This is a genomic window from Bradyrhizobium sp. MV1.5, from assembly GCF_055807615.1.
In genome coordinates this window covers 259,608-279,556 of the sequence record NZ_JBVVPL010000001.1, presented here as the reverse complement: position 1 = coordinate 279,556, position 19,949 = coordinate 259,608, and the positions used below count along the sequence as shown (strand labels likewise).

Genomic DNA, 19,949 nt, shown 5'->3' with positions numbered 1-19,949 from the left:
GGCGCCCCGCGCGGGTGGGGGGGTTGTTCCCGCCAACCAAACGCCCCCCCACCCACGCGCGGAGAGGTACCCCTCACCCGTCTCGCCGCTACGCGACGAGCCACCCTCTCCCACAAGGGGAGAGGGTTGCAGCGGCGCACGCAGCTCTAGATATCTCTACCGCCCTGGCGCGGCGAGCCGGGTCGGCTCGGCGCGCGCCAGTTCGGCGAGTTTTGCGCGCGCCGCATCGCGGGTGTGGGCATCCTTGCCGGCAGGCAGCGCCAGCGCGGCCTCGAAATCGGCGCGCGCCTCATTCGCCTGGCCGCGGGCGAGGAAGGCGAGGCCGCGGTCGAGCCGAGCCTGCGCATCCGACGGGTCAACGCGGACCGCGGTGTTGTAGCTCAGAATCGCGCGATCGAGATCGCCGGTGGCGGCGAGCGCGAGACCGCGCTGGTGATAGGGTGCGGCGTGCCTGGGATCATGCGCGATCGCCTCGTCGTAATCCTCGATGGCAAGTTCAAGGTCGCCGTTCTGCCGGCGCGCCAGCGCCCGATCGCGATAGAGCGAGGCGCGGTTGGGATTGAGATGGATGGCCTCGTCGAAATCCGCGATCGCCCGCCGCCAGTCGCCATGGCGCAGCGCGATCCGTCCGCGCCCCTCATAGGCGAAAGCGATCAGCGAGCCGCGCAGCGGCGAGAAGCCGATCACCGCCGAACAGATGTCGGGCTCGTCCTCGTCCCCGCAATTGACGACAGTGTGCGTGGACAGGCCAATCAGCACGCCCAGGACAATCAACAATGGTACCGCAGCTTTGGTCATCTTCGACGGCGGCAGGCAAAGGGCCGGCCACGCATCCCCTTTCGCAGGAACTGTCACGGCAGGGTGTTAACACCGGCCGAGACCGTCCTGTGTGCGGCAGGTCACAAAGCGCGCAAATTCGGGCGGCTTCAGCGTCGGCCCCAAGGGCCGCGTGAAGACGAGCGGCCCCACGGGCTTCGCGGCGGGTAGTTCTCATTGGCGCCGACCGACGGCGACGCCTGCGCGCCGAGCTCGGCTGCGAGCTGCTGAAGCGCCGCGATGCGATTCTGCGTCGAGGGATGGGTGGCGAACAGATTGTCCACGCCGTGGCCCGACAGCGGATTGATGATGAACATGTGCGCGGTGGCGGGATTTCGCTCCGCCTCCAAATTCGGGACCTGATGCGCCGCGCCTTCGATCTTCACCAGCGCCGATGCCAGCCACATCGGCTGACCGGCGATGCGAGCGCCGAGATCGTCCGCGGCGTATTCGCGGGTGCGGCTGATCGCCATCTGCACCAGCATGGCGCCGATCGGGGCGAGGATCATCATCAGGATCGAACCGACGATGCCCGGACCATTGTTGTCGCGGTTGCCTCCGAAGAACATGCCGAACTGCGCCAGCATCGAGATTGCACCCGCAATGGTCGCGGTCACAGTCATCAGCAGCGTGTCGTGGTGCTTGATATGCGCGAGCTCGTGCGCGATCACGCCGGCGAGCTCCTCGCGGCTGAGTTGGCGCATCAGCCCGGTGGTGACCGCAACCGCGGCATTCTCGGGATTGCGCCCGGTGGCAAACGCGTTGGGCTGCGGCTCGTCCATCAGGAACACGCGCGGCATCGGCAAGCCGGCGCGGCCCGCAAGCTCGGCAACGAGCCCGACCAGCTCCGGCGCGCTGCTGCGGTCGACCTCATGGGCGCCATACATCGACAGCACCATGCGGTCGGAGTTCCAGTAGGTGAAGAGATTGGTCGCCGCGGCAATGACGAGCGCAATCATGGCGCCGCCGGCACCGCCGATCAGATAGCCGACGCCCATGAACAGGGCGGTGAGGCCTGCGAGCAGCATTGCGGTACGAAGATAGTTCATGGCCGTCTCCCGGGCCGGCCGTGGCCGCTGGAGGCGCTGCGGGCCGGCAAGCATGAGGTAGGGACGACCCCGGCCCGCCCGCAAGGTTTCCGGGTGCGTCGCGGAGCCGCGGCTATTGACCCAGGCAGGGACCCAAGGGCACGATCGAAGCCATCCACTTTGAGATTCTCGGCGAGATTACCGAGATCGAAACCTTCGCCAGCGGCTCCGGCATCTGCGAGGTCGCCCGGCTGCGCCGAATCTATGGGCGAGGACGTTGGCGAAAGCGCAAGGGCATTGCCCCGGTGCGATTATCCGATGGCTCTACCCACATCGCTGAGATACATTGGTATGAGGCTGCCGGCATCGGCCGCAAGGAATTCAAGCTCAAGGGCCTGCTCTGAAAATCATGACGAAGTCGCGAAGCAAGCAACTGGTGATCTGTGTGGACAATGAGGGGTATGCGGCTTCTCTCGAGAAGCGCAAGATCTATGAGGCGTTGCGCGACCCCGCGGCCGACAAGCATGGCATGCTGCGCATCATCGATGAGTCAGGCGAAGATTATTTGTATCCGAAGACGTTGTTCCGCTCCATCGCGTTGCCACTCGCCGTCAAGCGCGCCGTATTAGCGGCCTAGCGCTCATCCACCCAGTATCAGAGATATCGATGCCGACGAACTGCCTTGGTTCTCGCCTTGCGGTCGCAACGATCGCGGCCGCCGCCCTGCTCACACTCGCCCTTCCCGCCTCCGCCCAGCTTGCACCGCCGTCCGCAAAACCTGCAGCCCCCAGGGCCACTGCGCCCTCGCCGCGCGCGGCGTCGTGCCATAACGGGGCGAACTTCGATCGGTTTCTGGCCGACGTGAAACAACAGGCCGTTGCCGCCGGCGTGTCGCAGCGGACGATCGCGGCGACCTCGCCTTACCTCGTCTACGACCAGGGCATCGTCAATCGCGACCGCGGCCAGCGCGTGTTCGGCCAGCTCTTCACCGAATTTGCCGGCCGCATGGCCGCGCCCTATCGCATGCAGAACGGCCAGCAGCACATCAAGCAACATGCGGCGGCGTTCGCGCGCGCCGAAAAGGAATACGGCGTGCCGCCGGCGGTGATCGCCGCGTTCTGGGGACTGGAGAGCGATTTCGGCGTCAACATGGGCAATCTGCCGACACTGAAATCCCTGGTGTCGCTGGCCTATGATTGCCGCCGCTCGGAGATGTTCGTGAACGAGACCATCGCGGCGCTGAAGATCATCGACCGCGGCGATTTGCATCCCGACGAGATGGTCGGCTCCTGGGCCGGCGAGCTCGGACAGACCCAGTTCCTGCCCGTGCATTACGTCAACTATGCCGTCGACTATGACGGCGACGGACGACGCGATCTGCTGCGCAGCGAGGACGACGTGATCGGCTCGACCGCGAACTACATCGCCAACGGATTGAAGTGGCGGCGCGGTGAGCCGTGGCTGGAGGAGATCAAGGTGCCGCAAAACCTGCCATGGGATCAGACCGACCTCACGGTGCAACTGCCGCGCTCGAAATGGGCGCAGCTGGGGGTCACCTATCCCGACGGCAAGCCGCTGCCGAACGACAATCTCGCGGCCTCCGTGCTGCTGCCGATGGGACGCTTCGGTCCGGCCTTCATGGCGTACCCGAATTTCGCGGCCTACACGGAGTGGAATAACTCGCTGATCTATTCGACCACCGCGGGTTATCTCGCCACTCGCATCGCGGGCGCGGCTCCGATGCGAAAGCCGTCCACACCGGTCGCGCAGCTGCCGTTCAACGAGCTCAAGCAATTGCAGCAGCTTCTGGTCCAGGCCGGTTTCAACGTCGGCAAGGTCGACGGCGTGCTGGGCCAGCAGAGCCGCGCCGCGGTGAAGGCGATGCAGATCAAATACGGTCTGCCGGCGGATTCCTGGCCGACGGCCGAGCTTTTGGCCCGGATGCGCGGTGGCACGGCGCAGGCGCAGCCGGCGGGGGTGGTGCGGTAGAATTTTCGCACCGCACAAGCCGCTCCCGCGATTGTAATTTTCCATGAGGTTCCCATGTGAGTGGCTCAGGTTTCTCCTGAGATTCCCACCACAGAGCGAGCATCACATGTCCTTCCACGACGCCGTCGTTCCCGCCTATTTGCAAATGCTGAACAGCCTGATCGGCCTGCTCACGAAAGCCGAGGCGCATTGTGCGGCCAAGAAGATCGATCCGAGCGTCCTGCTGGGCTCCCGCCTATTCCCCGACATGCTGCCGCTCTCGAAGCAGATCCAGCTGGTCAGCGATTTCGCAGCCAAAGGCTGCGCCCGGCTGACCCATAGCGAAGTGCCATCCACACCGGACACCGAAACCAGCTTTGCGGAGTTGAAGCAGCGCCTGGCGAAGACCATCGACTACGTGAAATCGTTCAAGCCGGAGCAGTTCGAGGGCGCTGATACCAAAGACGTCACCTTCCCGGCCGGCCCCGACAAGTCCATCACCATGAAGGGTCAGCAATTCCTGAGCGCGTTCTCGCTGCCGAACTTCTATTTCCACGCCGCGACCGCCCACGGCCTTCTGCGCCACGCCGGCGTCGAGATCGGCAAGCGCGATTTCCTCGGGGCAAACTGATAAGCGATGCTTCAAGCAGCCGCGGCGGGAGATCGAATCTGCTGCCGCGGCTGAAATTGCACATGATTTATGCTGCGCGGCTCCTCTGCGCATCTCGCCTGCAGTTTCCGTATGGCTCCTCCCTTGCGCTGATTGCCGCGATGCACAAGTGTTCCGGACCTCTCACCGCCTGGAAGCATTCCCATGAGCCGTTCGACCAAATTGTTTGAGACCTACAAGCTCGGCCCGATCACGCTTGCGAACCGTTTCGTGATGGCGCCGTTGACGCGCAACCGCGCCGTTCCCGGCACTTTCGTACCCGGCGCGCTCGCCGCCGACTATTACGCCCAGCGCGCGTCCGCAGGCCTCCTGATCACCGAAGCAAGCCAGGTCTCGCAGCAGGGCCAGGGCTACCAGGACACCCCCGGCATCTACACCAAGGAGCAGGTCGCCGGCTGGCGCAAGGTCACCGATCAGGTGCACCAGCGCGGCGGCAAGATCTTCATCCAGCTCTGGCATGTCGGCCGCATCTCGCACGTCGACCTTCAGGCCAATGGCGCAGCCCCGGTGGCGCCGAGCGCGATCCGCGCCAAGGGCAAGACCTTCGTCAACGGCGGCTTCGCCGACGTCTCCGAGCCCCGTGCGCTCGAGCTTTCCGAAATTCCAGGCATCATCGACGATTTCAAGCGCGCCACGAAGAACGCACTTGAGGCCGGCTTCGACGGCGTCGAGATCCACGGCGCCAACGGCTATCTGCTCGAGCAGTTCGCCAAGGACGGCACCAACAAGCGGACCGATGCCTATGGCGGCTCCATCGAGAACCGCGCGCGGCTGATGCTGGAAGTCTCCAGGGCCGTCGCGGCGGAGGCCGGCGCCGATCGCACCGGCATCCGCATCTCGCCGGTGACGCCGGCCAACGACATCACGGATTCGAACCCGCAAGCCTTGTACGACCATATCGTCGACGGTCTCGCCGCGCTGAAGCTCGTCTATCTCCACGTCGTCGAAGGCGCCACCGGCGGTCCGCGCGACATCGCGCCGTTCGACTATGCGGGCCTGCGCAAGCGCTTCGCTGGTGCCTACATCGCCAACAACGGCTATGATTTCGATCTTGCCACCAAGGTGCTGGACGCGAACGCGGCCGATCTCATCGCCTTCGGCAAGCCTTTCATCTCCAATCCCGATCTGGTCGAGCGGCTGAAGACGGGCGCGGCGCTGAACGATTGGGACAAGAACACGTTCTACGGCGGCGGCGCGAAGGGATACACGGACTATCCGACGCTGGCGGCTGAGCCGGCGGAGTAAGCGGGCACAGCTGTCATGCCCGCGAAGGCGGACATCCAGTACGCCGCGGCTTCTCGATTCAATCACGACCGCCTCTGGAATACTGGATCGTCCGCCTTCGCGGACGATGACAGCGGAGGACAATCGAGAGAGTACTACGTCACGCAAAACAAGAAAAAGGCCGGGATTGCTCCCGGCCTTTCGTCGTTATGAGACGTGCCTTACTGCAGCGAGGCGCGCTTCGGGGGCTGGGCCGGCCACGACTTGATCAGGGTGTCGTAGTCGACCGTTTCGCCCTTCGGCTTCTCGTTGGCGAGCTTGCGCTGCGGAGCAATCGTGCCGTCCTTCTGGGCCTTGGCGAACCAGAACTCGGCCGACTCCTTCTTGTGCAGCTTCGGACCGCAGGCACCCTGCACGCCCGACTTCTCCAGACGCTCCATCACGGAGTCCTGGGCCGCGGCGAGCGAGTCCATCGCGGCTTGCGGCGTCTTGGCACCGGACGACGCATCGCCGATGTTCTGCCACCACAGCTGCGCCAGCTTCGGATAGTCGGGCACGTTGTTGCCGGTCGGGGTCCACTGCACGCGTGCGGGCGAACGGTAGAACTCGATCAGGCCGCCGAGCTTCGGCGCACGCTCCGTGAACGACTTGTCCCAGATGTCGGATTCACGGATGAAGGTGAGACCGACATGGCTCTTCTTCAGCGACACCGTCTTGGAGACGATGAACTGGAGATAGAGCCAGGCCGCCTTGCGGCGATCCGCCGGAGTCGACTTCAGCAGCGTCGCCGAACCCGCGTCCTGGTAGCCGAGCTTCATGCCTTCCTTCCAGTACGAACCGTGCGGGGACGGAGCCATGCGCCATTTCGGCGTACCGTCCGCGTTCATCACGGCGATGCCCGGCTTCACCATGTCGGCGGTGAAGGCGGTGTACCAGAACATCTGCTGGGCGATGTTGCCCTGCGCCGGCACCGGACCCGACTCGGAGAAGGTCATGCCCTGGGCCTGCGGCGGAGCATACTTCTTCATCCACTCGAGGTACTTGGTGATCGAGTAGACCGCGGCCGGACCGTTGGTGTCGCCACCACGCTCGACCGAGGAGCCGACCGGACGGCAGCCTTCCATGCGGATGCCCCATTCGTCGACCGGCAGACCGTTCGGGATGCCCTTGTCGCCGTTACCAGCCATCGAGAGCCAGGCATCGGTGAAACGCCAGCCGAGCGAGGGGTCCTTCTTGCCATAGTCCATATGGCCGTAGACCTTGACGCCGTTGATCTCCTTGATGTCGTTGGTGAAGAACTCGGCGATGTCTTCATAGGCCGACCAGTTCACGGGCACGCCGAGTTCGTAACCATACTTGGCCTTGAACTTCGCCTTGTAGTCGGCGTTGGTGAACCAGTCGTAGCGGAACCAGTACAGGTTGGCGAACTGCTGGTCGGGCAGCTGGTAGAGCTTGCCGTCCGGCGCGGTGCCGAACGACTTGCCGATGAAGTCGTTGACGTCGAGCATGGGATCGGTGACGTCCTTGCCCTCGCCGGTCATGTAGTCCGACAGCGCGATGGTCTGGCCGTAGCGGAAGTGAGTGCCGATCAGGTCGGAATCGTTGATCCAGCCGTCGTACACGTTCTTGCCGGACTGCATCTGGGTCTGCAGCTTCTCGACGACGTCACCTTCCTGGATGAGGTCGTGCTTGAGCTTGATGCCGGTGAGTTCGGAGAACGCCTTGGCCAGCGTCTGCGACTCGTATTCGTGGGTCGTGATGGTTTCGGAGACCACGTTGATCTCCATGCCCTTGAAAGGCTCGGCGGCCTTGGCGAACCACTCCAGCTCCTTCTTCTGGTCTTCCTTCGACAGCGTCGAGGGCTGGAATTCCGCGATCCACTTCTGGATCGCGGCGTCGTCGGCGGCGCGCACCGGCGCCGAGACGGCCAGCGACACCGCGACGATGGCGGCGACGCTGGACATCGTCAGAAAGCTATTCTTGGTCAATGAACGTTCCCTTCTCCTAAACTGCCGCATGTTGTTCCTCCATTGCAGCGACAAACTTTTTACAGACCCGGGTTGGTCCCGGATCTGGCCGTTCCTTCGCGGGCTAGACCGTGCGAAAAATGAGCACGGCCGTGGCCAACGAAATTCCTGATGCGATCCAAAGCCGCGAAATTTCAACTCCGTCCTCGCCGATCGGCAGCGTGGCGAGGGCGTCAGTGCCGGCGAAAGCGATCCAGAGCAGATGGATGACCGCTGCCGTGATCAGGGAGATGAACAGGCGGTCGCCGCGCGTGGTCGGGATGCGCAGCACGCCGACGCGTTCGGCCTCGGGATAAGCCATCCCGAGCCAGGTCATCACGGCAAGCGTGCAGGCGAGCGCGACAAAGAAGATCGCGGTCGGCGGCGTCCAGGCCATCCATGCAATCCATTCCATTGATGCCCCCTACACCCGACCGAGCGCGAAACCGCTCGCGATATAATTGCGGACGAACCAGATCACGAGCGCGCCCGGGATGATGGTCAGCACGCCGGCCGCAGCCAGCAGGCCCCAGTCCATGCCCGCAGCCGACACCGTGCGCGTCATGATCGCCGCGATCGGCTTGGCCTGCACCGAGGTCAGCGTGCGCGCGAGTAGCAGCTCGACCCAGGAGAACATGAAACAGAAGAAGGCGGCGACGCCGATGCCGCTCGCAATCAGCGGCACCAGGATCTTGATGAAGAAGCGCGGGAAGGAATAGCCGTCGAGGAAGGCGGTCTCGTCGATCTCGCGCGGCACGCCGGAGACGAAGCCTTCCAGGATCCACACCGCCAGCGGGACGTTGAAGATGCAGTGCGCCAGCGCGACCGCCCAGGGCGTATCGAACAGCCCGATCGCCGAATAGAGGTTGAAGAACGGCAGTGCATAGACCGCGGCCGGCGCCATGCGGTTCGACAGCAGCCAGAAGAACAGATGCTTGTCGCCGAGGAAACGGTAGCGCGAGAACGCGTAGGCCGCCGGCAGCGCCACCGAGATCGAGATGATGGTGTTGAGGACGACATATTCCAGCGAGTTGATATAGCCGGAATACCAGCTCTCGTCGGTGAAGATGCGCTTGTAGTGCTGGAGCGTCGGGGCGTGCGGCCACAGCGTCATCGTCGAGACGATCTCGGCATTGGTCTTGAAGCTCATGTTGACGAGCCAGTAGATCGGCAACAGCAGGAAGATCAAGAACAGCGCCATGATGAGGCGACGGCCGGGGATCGAATGCATCACGCGGCTCCTTCCTGCGGCTTCCGCTCGGCGCCGGCATTGGTCATGACGGTGTAGAAGATCCAGCAGACGATCAGGATGATGAGGTTGTAGACCAGCGACAGTGCGGCGGCCTTGCCGAGGTCGAACTGGCCCAGCGCGATCTTGACCAGTTCGATCGACACGAAGGTCGTCGAATTGCCGGGCCCGCCACCCGTCACCACGAACGGCTCGGTGTAGATCATGAAACTGTCCATGAAACGCAGCAGCACGGCGATCAGCAGCACGCGGTTCATCTTCGGCAGCTGGATCGCCTTGAACACCGCCCAGCGCGAGGCGCCATCGATCTGCGCCGCCTGATAATAGGCTTCGGGAATCGACTTCAGGCCGGCGTAGCAGAGCAGCGCGACCAGGCTGGTCCAGTGCCAGACGTCCATCACGATGACAGTGACCCAGGCGTCGATGTCGTTGGAGACGTAATTGTAGTCGATGCCGATGGCATTGAGGACATAGCCGAGCAGGCCGATGTCGGGGCGGCCAAAGATCTGCCAGATCGTGCCGACCACGTTCCACGGGATCAGCAGCGGCAACGCGAGGATGACGAGGCAGGCCGCGACCGTCCAACCCTGGCGCGGCATCGACAGCGCGACGACGATGCCGAGCGGCACCTCAATTGCAAGGATCACCAGCGAGAAGAACAGATTGCGGCCGAGCGAGGCCAGGAAGCGGCCGCCGAGATCGCTCGAGGGATCGAGCAATTCCTTGAACCAGCCGACACCATTCCAGAAGAACTGGTTGTTGCCGAAGGTGTCTTGCATTGAATAGTTCACCACCGTCATCAACGGCAGCACCGCCGAGAAGGCGACGACCAGGAACACTGGCAGCACCAGGAACCACGCTTTTTGGTTGACGGTCTTGTCCATCAGGCGGCTCCCTCCACCAGAAGGCTGTCGGCATAGACGTGGACGTGCGACGGGTCGAATTTCAGGCCGGCCGTGCCGTCCGGACTGATGAAGCCGGCCGGCGCGCGCGCTGCGAGTTTTGCGTCACCGAGGCGCGCGCGCGCGAAGCGGATACGGCCGAGGTCGTCGACGCGTTCAATCTTCGCACTGAGCAGGCCGGGCGCAGGCGCGACGGCCTCAACGAATTCCGGACGGACGCCGATCTCGATCTTCGCGCCATCAGGCAGCTTGTCGTAGCTGCGGTTGAGCGTGATCACGTGATCGCCGATCTTGGCCTCGCGGCCCCTCACCTCGGCCGGCAGGACGTTCATGCCGGGCGAGCCGATGAAATAGCCGACGAAGGTGTGCGCGGGCTTGTCGAACAGCTCGGCCGGCGTGCCGCTCTGCACCACGCGGCCGTCATGCATGACCACCACGGTGTCGGCAAAGGTCAGCGCTTCGGTCTGGTCGTGGGTGACGTAGATCATCGTCAGGTCGAGCTCGCGATGCAGCGCCTTGAGCTTGGAGCGGAGCTGCCATTTCAGCTCGGGGTCGATCACGGTGAGCGGCTCGTCGAACAGCACGGCGGCGACGTCGGAGCGGACGAGGCCGCGGCCGAGCGAGATCTTCTGCTTTGCATCGGCGGTGAGCCGCGTCGCCTTGCGGTTCAGATAGGGCTCGAGGTCGAGCAGGCGGCCGATCTCGGCGACGCGCTTGTCGATCTCGGCCTTCGGCACGCCGCGGTTCTTCAAAGGGAACGCCAAATTTTGCCCCACCGTCATGGTGTCGTAGATCACCGGAAACTGGAACACCTGGGCGATGTTGCGCTTCTGGGTTGACAGCGGTGTGATGTCCTCGCCGTCGAACAGGATTTTTCCCCGCGACGGCGTGATGATGCCGGAGATGACGTTGAGCAGCGTGGTCTTGCCGCAGCCGGACGGCCCGAGCAGCGCGTAGGCGCCACCCTGCCGCCAGGTCATGGTGACAGGCTTGAGAGCAAAGGTGTCCTGCGGCGCGTCATTGCCGCCGTAGGAGTGCGCGAGATCGACGAGGTCAATGCGGGCCATGTCGCATCTCCCTCAGGCTTTTTTCTTTGACGCGTTTTCTTCACGCGAACCGCTCGGCACTTCGCTTGAAAACGCTATGGGACCGGGAGCGGCGACCAAACGGTCTGCCGCATCGAAAACGAAGACGTCGTTGGGATCGAGCACGGCATCGAGCGTCTGGCCGGGCTCGAACTCGTGCACGCCATGCAGCACGGCCACCCAGTTCGATCCGTCGCGGGTCAGATGCACGAAACTCTCCGAACCGGTGATCTCGGTCACCGTTACCGTGGCATGGAAGGCGTGGCGGTCCGTCTCGCCATTGGCAAGCGCGAGCTGATGGGCGCGAAATCCGACGCGATAAGCGCCGTCCGCGAGCGAGGAATAGAGACCAGACGCCGGCGCGGCAATGCCACCCGCATATTGCACGGAGCCGTTCTTCTTCTCGATGCCGACGAGATTGAGCGGCGGATCAGAGAACACCTGCGCGACCCGCAAGGTCTGCGGCCGCCGGTAAACGCTCGGCGTCTCGCCGGTCTGGAGCGCCTTCCCCTCCCACATGCACACCGTGTTGCCGCCGAGCAGCAGCGCCTCGGTCGGCTCGGTGGTGGCATAAACGAAGATCGCGCCGGACGCCTCGAAGATGCGCGGCAATTCGGTGCGCAGCTCCTCGCGCAGCTTGTAGTCGAGATTGGCGAGCGGCTCATCGAGCAGCACGAGGTCGGCGCCCTTCACCAGCGCGCGCGCCATCGCGGTTCGCTGCTGCTGGCCGCCGGAAAGCTGGAGCGGTGTGCGCTTCAGGAACGGCTCGAGCCGGAGCAGCCGGGCGGCTTCCGCGACCCGCGCCTCGATCTCGGCGCGCGGCTTGCCCTGCACGCGCAAGGGCGAAGCGATGTTCTCGTAGACCGACAGCGAGGGGTAGTTGATGAACTGCTGATAGACCATGGCGACCGAGCGCTGGCGCACGTCGACACCGGTGACGTCCTTGCCATTGACCAGCAGCTTGCCCGATGTCGGCTTGTCGAGGCCAGCGAGCAGCCGCATGATCGAGGTCTTGCCCGACAGCGTCGGCCCGAGCAGCACGTTGAGCGTGCCGCTCTCGAGCGTCAGCGAGACGTCGCGGATATGTGGGATACCGTCGACAGTCCGGGTCACGTGATCGAGTGTCACGGTCATGAGCGTCCTCCCGCTTCCAGCAGGGGACTTTGCTGCACGGCGTGGGTCCTGATCCAGTCGTCAAGCGCCGCGATCTCGTCGGCACTTAGTCGCAGGCCGAGCTTGGAACGGCGCCAGACGACGTCGTCGGCGGTGACGGCCCATTCGTTGGCCATGAGATAGCGGACCTCGCGCTCGGTCAGCGTCGCACCGAAGGCCCGGCCGAGATCGGCCGCCGATTTCGCATCCCCAAGCAGCTTGATCGCCCTCGTGCCATAGGCGCGTGCGAGGCGCCGCGCGTGCTCATGGCTGAGGAAAGGATAGCCGCGCTGAAGCTCGGCGATCAGGCCGTCGACATCGGACACGCCCATGTCGCCGCCGGGCAGCGGCCATTTGCCGGTCCAGCCTTCGCGCGCTTTCGCACTGCGAAGATAGGGCCCGAGCCGCTCCAGCGCCTCCTCGGCGAGACGGCGGTAGGTCGTGATCTTGCCGCCATAGATCGACAGCAGCGGCACGCCGCCGGGCGTGTCGAGCTCGAACACATAGTCGCGCGTCGCGGCCTTGGCTTCGCTGGCGCCGTCGTCGTAGAGCGGACGCACGCCGGAATAGGTCCAGACCACGTCGTCAGGCGTGACAGGCTTGGCCAGGTATTCGCTTGCTGCCGTGCAGAGATACTGGATCTCCTCGGCCGTCGCCTTCACCTTGGCGGGATCGCCGTCATAGTCGCGGTCGGTGGTGCCGATCAGCGTAAAATCGTCCTGATAGGGAATGACGAAGATGATGCGGCCATCGGCATTCTGGAACATGTAGGCGCGGTCGTGGTCATAGAGTTTTTTCACGACGATGTGCGAGCCCTGCACCAGGCGTACCTTGGCTTTCGCGTTGACGCCGGCGCCGCGGCCGAGCACATCCTCGACCCAGGGCCCGCCGGCATTGACCAGCGCACGGGCCTGGATCGACGAGCGCGCGCCTGTCAGCGTATCGATCATGCCGACGGTCCAGATGCCGTCTGATTGTTTGATATCCGTTGCGCGCGTGCGGGTGCGGATCTCGGCGCCCTTGTCGGCGGCATCGCGCGCGTTGAGCACGACGAGACGGGCATCGTCGACGAAGCAGTCGGAATATTCGAATGCGCGGCCGTAGCGGTTGGGGATCAGCGGCCGGCCGACCTCGTCACGCCCAAGGTCGACCGAGCGCGTCGCCGGCAACAGATGACGGCCGCCGATGTGGTCATAGAGGAAGAGGCCGAGGCGCAGCAGCCAAGCAGGCCTTAAGCCCGCATGGTGCGGCAAGACGAAACGCAGGGGGCGGATGATGTGGGGCGCGATGCCCCAGAGAATCTCGCGCTCGATCAGCGCCTCGCGGACCAGCCGAAACTCGTAATATTCGAGATAGCGCAGGCCGCCATGCACCAGCTTGGTCGACCAGGACGAGGTCCCGCTCGCCAGATCGTTCATTTCGCACAGGAAAACCGTGTTGCCGCGGCCCACCGCGTCGCGCGCGATGCCACAGCCGTTAACACCGCCTCCAATAATGGCGAGGTCAAAAATACGCTCCAACAGACGCATCCCCCGGCGACCGCCCGTTCAATCGAGCGGTTACTTTCGTTTTTGATTAGATCACACCAAAAAACGAAAGCAAGATGAAAGAGGGGAGAAAGGAAGTGAAAGCGGAACTTTTGAGTGGGCACATGGGCGGCAAAATGGGCAGGTCAGGAGGGATACGAGCAGCATTATTGCTCTTGAAAAGTCGTTGACGATCATTATTAGTTACAATAGTCATATTGGTCTTTTATCTGCATGACAGAACACAGCACTGCACCAGCGACTGACTCGTGGACGCTTGCCCACGCCAAGGCCCGGCTCTCCGAGGTGATCGAGCGTGCCCAAGCCGGCCCGCAAATCATCACCCGACACGGCAAGCCCAATGCGGTGATCGTTTCCGCCGAGGAATGGGCGCGCAAGACGGCGCGCAAAGGTACCCTAGCCGAATTCCTGCTGGCTTCGCCGCTGAGCAGCGCCGATCTCGAGCTTGACCGCGTGCACGACGCGCCGCACGACGAGACGCCGTGAATCTGCTGCTCGACACCAACGTATTGTCGGAGGTCCAGAGGCCGGCCCCTTCGCCGAAAGTCTTGTCATGGCTTGATACGATCGACGAGGATCGTGCGTTCATCAGCGTGGCATCGATCGCCGAGCTTCGCCGCGGCATCGCATTGCTGGAGGACGGCCGTCGGCGCGCAGCACTGGCCGCCTGGCTTGCCCACGATCTGCCGGAGCGTTTTGCCGGGCGCACCCTGTCGATCGACCACGCGGTGGCGGAACGCTGGGGTGACCTGATGGCTCAGAGCCGCAGGAGCGGCGTCGCCTTGTCTGTCATGGACGGCTTCTTTGCCGCGACCGCGCTCGCACACAACCTCATGCTCGTCACGCGCAATGTGAAGGATTTTGCGGTATTCGGCGTACCGCTGCTCAACCCGTGGGACAACCCGTAGTCCTACCTCAGCCGCACCACCGGCGCCGAATCGGGGGCTGCATCCTGGACATCGGCCTGAGCCTCATCAACATCGGCTCCCTTCGGCATCGCCGCCATCACCTCGATGCCCTTGCCGTGGCAGATGGTGGCGAGGCGCTCGGGCAATTCCTGGTCGGTGACGAAGGTCTGGATCTGGCTGATATGGGCGATGCGCACCGGCGCGCTGCGCCGGAGTTTTGTGGAATCGGCGACCAGCATGACGCTGCGGGCATTGGCGATGATGGCCTGCGCCACCTGCACCTCGCGATAGTCGAAGTCGAGCAGCGCGCCCTCCTCGTCGATCGCTGACGCGCCGATGATGGCGTAGTCGACCTTGAACTGGCCGATGAGCTGCGTCGCGGTCGAGCCGACCACGGCGCCGTCGGCGCGTCGTACCGTGCCGCCGGCGACCACCACCTCGATGCGAGGATGGCGGTACAGCAGCATGGCGACGTTCAGATTGTTGGTGATGACGAGGAGGTCCTCGTGCGAGGTCAGCGCGCTCGCCACCTCCTCGGTCGTGGTGCCGATGTTGATGAAGAGCGAGCAGCCGTTCGGGATCAGCGAGGCGGCCGCGGCTCCAATCGCCTTCTTCTCGTCAGCGGCAACGAAGCGCCGCGCCTCGTAGGCGAGATTTTCCACGCCGGAAGCAATGATCGCGCCACCATGGATGCGGGTCAGCGATCTCCGCTCGCAGAGATCGTTGAGATCCTTGCGGATGGTCTGCGCCGAGACCTCGAACCGGCGCGCCAGCTCCTCGACCATGACGCGGCCCGAAGCGCGCGCGATGTTGAGGATTTCGGCTTGGCGATGGGTCAGTCCGGTCACGGCGATGGCCTCAAGTCAGGAAGCTGCATGGTGCGGCGGTTCGCGCGTTCGGTCAATGCGCGCGCCGATCACGGTTAACGGACGAAGGTCCTCACCACGCCATTGCGGCAGCGAGGCGCGCGAGCAGGTCCGGATCGTCGAAGGCGCTGGCGGAAGCGATAGCCCCGGCGGCGACGAGATCAGCATGGCTGAGGCTGGTCCGGATGCCAATTGTCGGAATACCGGCCGCTGCGGCCGATTGCACACCGGTGCGGGAGTCCTCGAACGCGATCGAGGCCATCGCGCTGGCGCCGGCAAAGCGCAACCCTTCCTGATAAGGCAGCGGATGCGGCTTGCCGTGCAACAGCTCGGCACCGATCACGAGCGCCCTGAAGCGGTGCGTGATGCCGAGGCCGGACAGCAGCAGCTCCGCATTGAGTCGCGGGGCGTTGGTCACAGCCACCATGGGAATACCGGTCGCATCCGCCCTGTCGAGCAGCGCCATCAGGCCCGGCAGCGGCTCGATCTGCCCGGCGACAAGTGTGCGGAAGACTTCCTCCTTCTCATCGAGGATCATGGCACGCCGTTCGGGCGCCTCGTCGGGCAGAAAGCGCTCGCCGATCGATACATTCGCGAAGCCTTGCAGCTCTCGGGAGAAGCGCGCGTGATCGAAGACATGGCCGCGCGGGCCGAGCACCTGATTGAAGGCCTTCAGGTGCAGCGGATCGGTGTTGGCGAGCGTACCGTCGATGTCGAACAGCAACGCCCTGCCGATAGCCTCAATCATGTCCGTACTTTCCCGAATATATGACGCATCAATACGAAAGCCGTATCAATACAGCGCCAATCGCGCAATGACGCACGTGCATGACCAATACGCGACACTCGACAAAGTCGCACGTGGCTGCAACACTCCGTGCAAGATCAAAAAGGAGGAAACGATGACGATCAACCGACGCGATCTGGCTCTCTCGACTCTTGCAGTCCCAGCTCTTGCCGTCTCCACTCTTGCAGTTTCAGCGCTCACGACGCCGGTGCTGGCGGCCTCGGCGGACGAGGAAGCCGTGGCGAAGAAGGTCGAGGCGTTCCGTCTCGCCCAGATCGCGGCCGATCCCAAGGCGCTCGGCGCCCTCTGCGCCGACGAGGTGAGCTACAGCCATTCCAGCGGCAAGGTCGAGGACAAGGCGACCTTCGTCGCCAACGCCACCGACGGCAAATCCAAATTCCTGTCGATCGAGTACAAGGACCCGACCATCAAGGTCGTCGGCCCCGCCGCGATCGTGCGTTTCCACTGGGTAGCGGAACAGGAGATGGCGGCCGATGGGAAAAAAGTGCCGACCAACCTTCACATCCTGATGAACTGGCAGAAGCAGGGCGACGATTGGAAGCTGCTCTCGCGGTCTGCGACGAAGTTGTGATTCGAGTTCTTACCCTCTCCCCTTGCGGGAGAGGGTGGCTCGCCGCGCAGCGGCGAGACGGGTGAGGGGTCTCTCTCAGCGAGTGAACCTCTCACAGTTGAATTTTCTGAAACAACCCCTCATCCGGCGCTGCGCGCCACCTTCTCCCACAAGGGGAGAAGGGATAACGGTGTTCGCGGCTACTACGCCGCTTCCTTCACATCACCGTTAAGCAGCTTGCGCGCGGCGCGCTCGGCTTCGCGGGCGTTGCGGAAGAGCTGGCCTTCGAGACGGTTGAATTGGTGGGACGATGCGAAAAAGCAATAACCGCCCTGGCCACGAACAACGATTCCCGCGGTCTCTGAATTAACTTCGATGATGTAGCTGTCCGGCATGGCCCGTAGATTCCTCAGTGCGGGCAAATAACCGGATCGCCGCCCGAAAGTTCCTCGGGCAAATCAGCCGGTTTCCACCCCGAATCGACACGCGATGTAGTACGCTGGGACCTCATCCGTTTTATGACTGGTTCTTGGCAAAGCCGCGGCGCCGTGACTCAGTCGCGCCGCGTTTGGCCGCGCCGCACGCGAGCTGAGACGCAACGCCGCGCGCGATTAGGTCGCGATCGCAGTGTCGGTCGGGCGAACCGGTTGCGGACGACCGTGCTCGTCGATCGACACGTAGGTGAAGTTGCCGTCGGTGACGAGGAACGGTTGCTGCTCGCCGCGGCGCAGCGCCCACGCTTCCAGATGCACGGTGATGGAGGTGCGCCCGACGCGAACGAGGTTGGCGTGAACCGAAACGAGATCGCCGACATAGACGGCCTTGCGGAAATTCATCGCCTCGATGGCGACGGTCACCGTGCGCGACTTTGCGACCTTTGACGCAAACACGCCGCCGCCGACGTCCATCTGGCTGAGCAGCCAGCCCCCGAAGATGTCGCCGTTTGCGTTGGTGTCGGCAGGCATCGCCAGCGTGCGGATGCAGAGATCGCCGCTCGGCCCGGCATTGGCTTGCTCGTTCATGCCGCTCTCGCTTGAAGATTGCTCACTTGAAAATTGCGCACTTGAAGCTGCTCACTTGAAATTGTCCCAGCCCGGATCCGGTGCAAAGCGCTCGCCGAATCTCCCGGCCAGCGCGCGCAAGGTGGATACAACATGATCCACGCCACGCGTGCGCGCATAGTTCAACGGGCCGCCGCGGAATGGTGCATAACCGGTGCCGAAGATCATGGCGCCGTCGGCCATGTCGGCATCACCCACGATGCCCTCGCGAAGCGCCGCGACGCAGACGTTGGACATCGGCAGCACCAGGCGGTCGATCATCTGGTCGGTGACGCGCGGACCGGTTTCGGGCAACGGCGCCTTCTCGGCCTTGCCGTCGCGCCAGACATAAAAGCCCTTGCCGGTCTTGCGGCCGAGTTCGCCCTTGGCGACCTTCTCGCGCAGCCAGGCCGGCGTCGGCGGCAGCAGATCGCCGAACTTGGTGCGCAGCATGTCGCCGACATCGAGACAAATGTCGAGCCCGACCTGGTCGGCCAGTTCGATCGGCCCCATCGGCATGCCGAACTGCTCCGCGGCGGCGTCGATCAGGCGCTGGTCGATCTTCTCGTCCAGCATCACCATCGCTTCCAGCATGTAAGGCGTCAGCGCGCGGTTGACGAGGAAGCCCGGCGAGCTCTTCACCGACAACGGCAGCCGATCGATCGCGCCGACGAAGGCGAGTGCCTGCTTCAGCACCTGCGTATCGTTACCGTCATGGCTGACGACTTCCACCAGCTGCAACCGCGACACCGGGTTGAAGAAGTGAAGGCCGACCAGCCGCTCCGGGCGCGCCAATGTGGTGCGCAAATCCTGGAGCGGAATGCTCGAGGTGTTGGTCGCGAGAATCGCGCCCGGCTTCATTCGCGGCTCGAGGCCGGCATAGACCTTCTGCTTCAGCTCGAGCTTCTCCGGGACCGCCTCGATGATGAGATCTGCGTTGCGGACGCCGTCCCCGTCCATGTCCGGGATCAGGCGATCGAGCGCGTCGCGCACCTCGGTCGGCTTGCGGATGATCTTGCCGTAGAGCTCGGCGGCGCGCTTGACCGCGCCCGCAATCGGCTCCGCCTTCATGTCGGCGAGCGAGACGCGCAGCCCCTGCCCGGCACACCAAGCCGCGATATCCCCGCCCATAGCGCCGGCGCCGATGACGTGGACATGCTTGATCGTGTTGCCGGGGCCTGCCGCCTTCTTCATCTGCTCCCGCAGGAAGAACACGCGGATCAAATTCTGCGCGGTCGGCGTCACCATCAGCTTGGCGAACGATGCCTGCTCTGCCCTGAGCATCGCGGCCTTGCTGCCGCCATGGGTCTCCCAGAGATCGATCAAGGCATAGGGCGCCGGATAATGCTCGCGCGACGCGGCCTTCGCCGCCTCCGAGCGCATCCGCCTGGCCAGCAGCCCGCGCACCGGGCCGAAATTAGCCGCACGCGTCAGAAAGCCCGGCCGCGCCCGCTTGAGGCGGCCGAACAGCGCATCCTTGACGGCATTGCGAACGTGGCGTTCCTGCGTCACGGTGTCGACGAGGCCGAGCGATTTGGCACGGCGGGCATCGATGGTGCGGCCGGTCAACATCAAGGCCATGGATTGGGTCGGATTGACCAGCGCTGTGAAACGCGCGGTGCCGCCGAGCCCGGGATGCAGGCCCAGCATCACCTCGGGGAAGCCGAAGCGCGCGCCGTCGATCGCGATGCGCGATTGGCAGGCGAGCGCGACTTCGAGCCCGCCGCCGAGGCAGAAGCCGTGGATCACCGCGACCGTCGGCAGCTTCAGCGCTTCCAGATGGTCGACCACGGCATGGGCGGCGCGGATCCGCGTCTCCACCATCCCGGCATCATCGGCGCCGCGAAATTCGTTGACGTCGGCGCCCGCGATGAAGCCGGACGGCTTTGCGGAGCGGATCACGAGGCCGGCAGGACGCTCGGTCTCGATCGCCGCAAGCACGGCGTCGAACTCCTCCATCACGTCCGAGGATAGCGTATTGGCGCTAGCGTCAGCGCGATCGAACAGCAGCCAGGCAACGCCGTCGGCGTCGCGCGTCAGCTTGAAGTGCTTGTAGGGACCATCGGCAGCGGGCTTGGGCCCGAGCTCCAGCACGCGGTCGCCGAGCGCGGTCATGATCTTGGAATCCAT

The 19,949-nt window shown here is 64.1% G+C and carries 21 protein-coding genes; 7 read left to right on the top strand and 14 right to left on the bottom strand.

Annotation, left to right across the window (positions count from 1 at the left end; all coding sequences use genetic code 11):
- Positions 1–156: 156 nt before the first annotated feature.
- Together AC0L2J_RS01255 and htpX are read right to left on the bottom strand one after the other, a co-directional pair.
- On the bottom strand, positions 157–798 hold the full coding sequence (locus AC0L2J_RS01255) for a tetratricopeptide repeat protein (RefSeq protein ID WP_473249328.1): 642 nt from the start codon (positions 796–798) through the stop codon (positions 157–159).
- A gap of 128 nt (positions 799–926) precedes the next feature.
- Positions 927–1,865 (bottom strand): zinc metalloprotease HtpX, encoded by a 939-nt coding sequence (gene htpX, locus AC0L2J_RS01250; protein WP_473386680.1) that lies wholly within the window; start codon positions 1,863–1,865, stop codon positions 927–929.
- 388 nt (positions 1,866–2,253) lie between these two features.
- Between htpX and AC0L2J_RS01245 the strand changes: the two genes are divergently transcribed.
- From AC0L2J_RS01245 to AC0L2J_RS01230, 4 genes are all read left to right on the top strand, one after another.
- Complete coding sequence (locus tag AC0L2J_RS01245; protein ID WP_007607009.1) at positions 2,254–2,481, top strand: hypothetical protein; 228 nt, start codon at positions 2,254–2,256, stop codon at positions 2,479–2,481.
- A 29-nt stretch (positions 2,482–2,510) separates the two neighbouring features.
- Complete coding sequence (locus AC0L2J_RS01240; RefSeq protein WP_473386678.1) at positions 2,511–3,833, top strand: lytic murein transglycosylase; 1,323 nt, start codon at positions 2,511–2,513, stop codon at positions 3,831–3,833.
- A gap of 106 nt (positions 3,834–3,939) precedes the next feature.
- Complete coding sequence (locus tag AC0L2J_RS01235) at positions 3,940–4,443, top strand: DUF1993 domain-containing protein (RefSeq protein ID WP_473386676.1); 504 nt, start codon at positions 3,940–3,942, stop codon at positions 4,441–4,443.
- Between the two features lie 183 nt (positions 4,444–4,626).
- Positions 4,627–5,727: an alkene reductase gene (locus AC0L2J_RS01230; protein WP_473386674.1), complete on the top strand. Its 1,101-nt coding sequence runs from the start codon at positions 4,627–4,629 to the stop codon at positions 5,725–5,727.
- A gap of 200 nt (positions 5,728–5,927) precedes the next feature.
- Here the strand turns inward: AC0L2J_RS01230 and AC0L2J_RS01225 are convergent, their stop codons facing one another.
- The 7 genes from AC0L2J_RS01225 to glpD all read right to left on the bottom strand — a co-directional run bounded on the left by AC0L2J_RS01225 (position 5,928) and on the right by glpD (position 13,629).
- Positions 5,928–7,670, bottom strand: a complete 1,743-nt coding sequence (locus AC0L2J_RS01225) for an ABC transporter substrate-binding protein (RefSeq protein WP_473386879.1) — start codon at positions 7,668–7,670, stop codon at positions 5,928–5,930.
- A 127-nt stretch (positions 7,671–7,797) separates the two neighbouring features.
- Complete coding sequence (locus AC0L2J_RS01220) at positions 7,798–8,127, bottom strand: DUF2160 domain-containing protein (RefSeq protein WP_007606998.1); 330 nt, start codon at positions 8,125–8,127, stop codon at positions 7,798–7,800.
- Positions 8,128–8,136: 9 nt separating this feature from the next.
- The gene (locus tag AC0L2J_RS01215) at positions 8,137–8,943 is read right to left on the bottom strand and encodes a carbohydrate ABC transporter permease (RefSeq protein ID WP_007606994.1); all 807 of its coding nucleotides are present in this window, start codon (positions 8,941–8,943) and stop codon (positions 8,137–8,139) included.
- On the bottom strand, positions 8,943–9,845 hold the full coding sequence (locus tag AC0L2J_RS01210; RefSeq protein ID WP_007606992.1) for a carbohydrate ABC transporter permease: 903 nt from the start codon (positions 9,843–9,845) through the stop codon (positions 8,943–8,945). The genes AC0L2J_RS01215 and AC0L2J_RS01210 overlap by 1 nt, the downstream gene beginning before the upstream one ends.
- On the bottom strand, positions 9,845–10,930 hold the full coding sequence (locus tag AC0L2J_RS01205; RefSeq protein ID WP_473386673.1) for an ABC transporter ATP-binding protein: 1,086 nt from the start codon (positions 10,928–10,930) through the stop codon (positions 9,845–9,847). Before AC0L2J_RS01205 ends, AC0L2J_RS01210 begins: the two co-directional genes overlap by 1 nt.
- A gap of 12 nt (positions 10,931–10,942) precedes the next feature.
- Complete coding sequence (locus AC0L2J_RS01200) at positions 10,943–12,082, bottom strand: ABC transporter ATP-binding protein (RefSeq protein ID WP_473386671.1); 1,140 nt, start codon at positions 12,080–12,082, stop codon at positions 10,943–10,945.
- Positions 12,079–13,629 carry a glycerol-3-phosphate dehydrogenase gene (gene glpD, locus AC0L2J_RS01195; protein WP_473386670.1) on the bottom strand — a complete coding sequence of 517 codons (1,551 nt, stop codon included), beginning with the start codon at positions 13,627–13,629 and terminating at the stop codon, positions 12,079–12,081. The genes AC0L2J_RS01200 and glpD overlap by 4 nt, the downstream gene beginning before the upstream one ends.
- Positions 13,630–13,860: 231 nt before the next feature.
- On the opposite strand from glpD, the gene AC0L2J_RS01190 reads away from it, so the two are divergent.
- Together AC0L2J_RS01190 and AC0L2J_RS01185 are read left to right on the top strand one after the other, a co-directional pair.
- Positions 13,861–14,133: a type II toxin-antitoxin system Phd/YefM family antitoxin gene (locus tag AC0L2J_RS01190; RefSeq protein WP_473386668.1), complete on the top strand. Its 273-nt coding sequence runs from the start codon at positions 13,861–13,863 to the stop codon at positions 14,131–14,133.
- Positions 14,130–14,555 carry a PIN domain-containing protein gene (locus AC0L2J_RS01185; RefSeq protein WP_473386666.1) on the top strand — a complete coding sequence of 142 codons (426 nt, stop codon included), beginning with the start codon at positions 14,130–14,132 and terminating at the stop codon, positions 14,553–14,555. The genes AC0L2J_RS01190 and AC0L2J_RS01185 overlap by 4 nt, the downstream gene beginning before the upstream one ends.
- A 2-nt stretch (positions 14,556–14,557) precedes the next feature.
- Here AC0L2J_RS01185 and AC0L2J_RS01180 read toward each other — a convergent pair whose 3' ends face one another.
- Positions 14,558–15,403 (bottom strand): DeoR/GlpR family DNA-binding transcription regulator, encoded by an 846-nt coding sequence (locus tag AC0L2J_RS01180; protein ID WP_473386665.1) that lies wholly within the window; start codon positions 15,401–15,403, stop codon positions 14,558–14,560.
- Positions 15,404–15,494: 91 nt separating this feature from the next.
- The gene (locus AC0L2J_RS01175; RefSeq protein WP_473386664.1) at positions 15,495–16,169 is read right to left on the bottom strand and encodes an HAD family hydrolase; all 675 of its coding nucleotides are present in this window, start codon (positions 16,167–16,169) and stop codon (positions 15,495–15,497) included.
- A gap of 154 nt (positions 16,170–16,323) precedes the next feature.
- Between AC0L2J_RS01175 and AC0L2J_RS01170 the strand changes: the two genes are divergently transcribed.
- Positions 16,324–16,800 carry a nuclear transport factor 2 family protein gene (locus AC0L2J_RS01170; RefSeq protein ID WP_007606980.1) on the top strand — a complete coding sequence of 159 codons (477 nt, stop codon included), beginning with the start codon at positions 16,324–16,326 and terminating at the stop codon, positions 16,798–16,800.
- A 182-nt stretch (positions 16,801–16,982) separates the two neighbouring features.
- Here AC0L2J_RS01170 and AC0L2J_RS01165 read toward each other — a convergent pair whose 3' ends face one another.
- The 3 genes from AC0L2J_RS01165 to AC0L2J_RS01155 form a co-directional block, all read right to left on the bottom strand.
- Positions 16,983–17,174 (bottom strand): hypothetical protein, encoded by a 192-nt coding sequence (locus AC0L2J_RS01165; RefSeq protein WP_007606979.1) that lies wholly within the window; start codon positions 17,172–17,174, stop codon positions 16,983–16,985.
- 216 nt (positions 17,175–17,390) lie between these two features.
- Positions 17,391–17,801: an acyl-CoA thioesterase gene (locus AC0L2J_RS01160; protein ID WP_007606978.1), complete on the bottom strand. Its 411-nt coding sequence runs from the start codon at positions 17,799–17,801 to the stop codon at positions 17,391–17,393.
- Positions 17,802–17,852: 51 nt separating this feature from the next.
- Positions 17,853–19,949, bottom strand: coding sequence for a 3-hydroxyacyl-CoA dehydrogenase NAD-binding domain-containing protein (locus tag AC0L2J_RS01155; protein ID WP_473386662.1), 2,097 nt, complete (start codon positions 19,947–19,949; stop codon positions 17,853–17,855).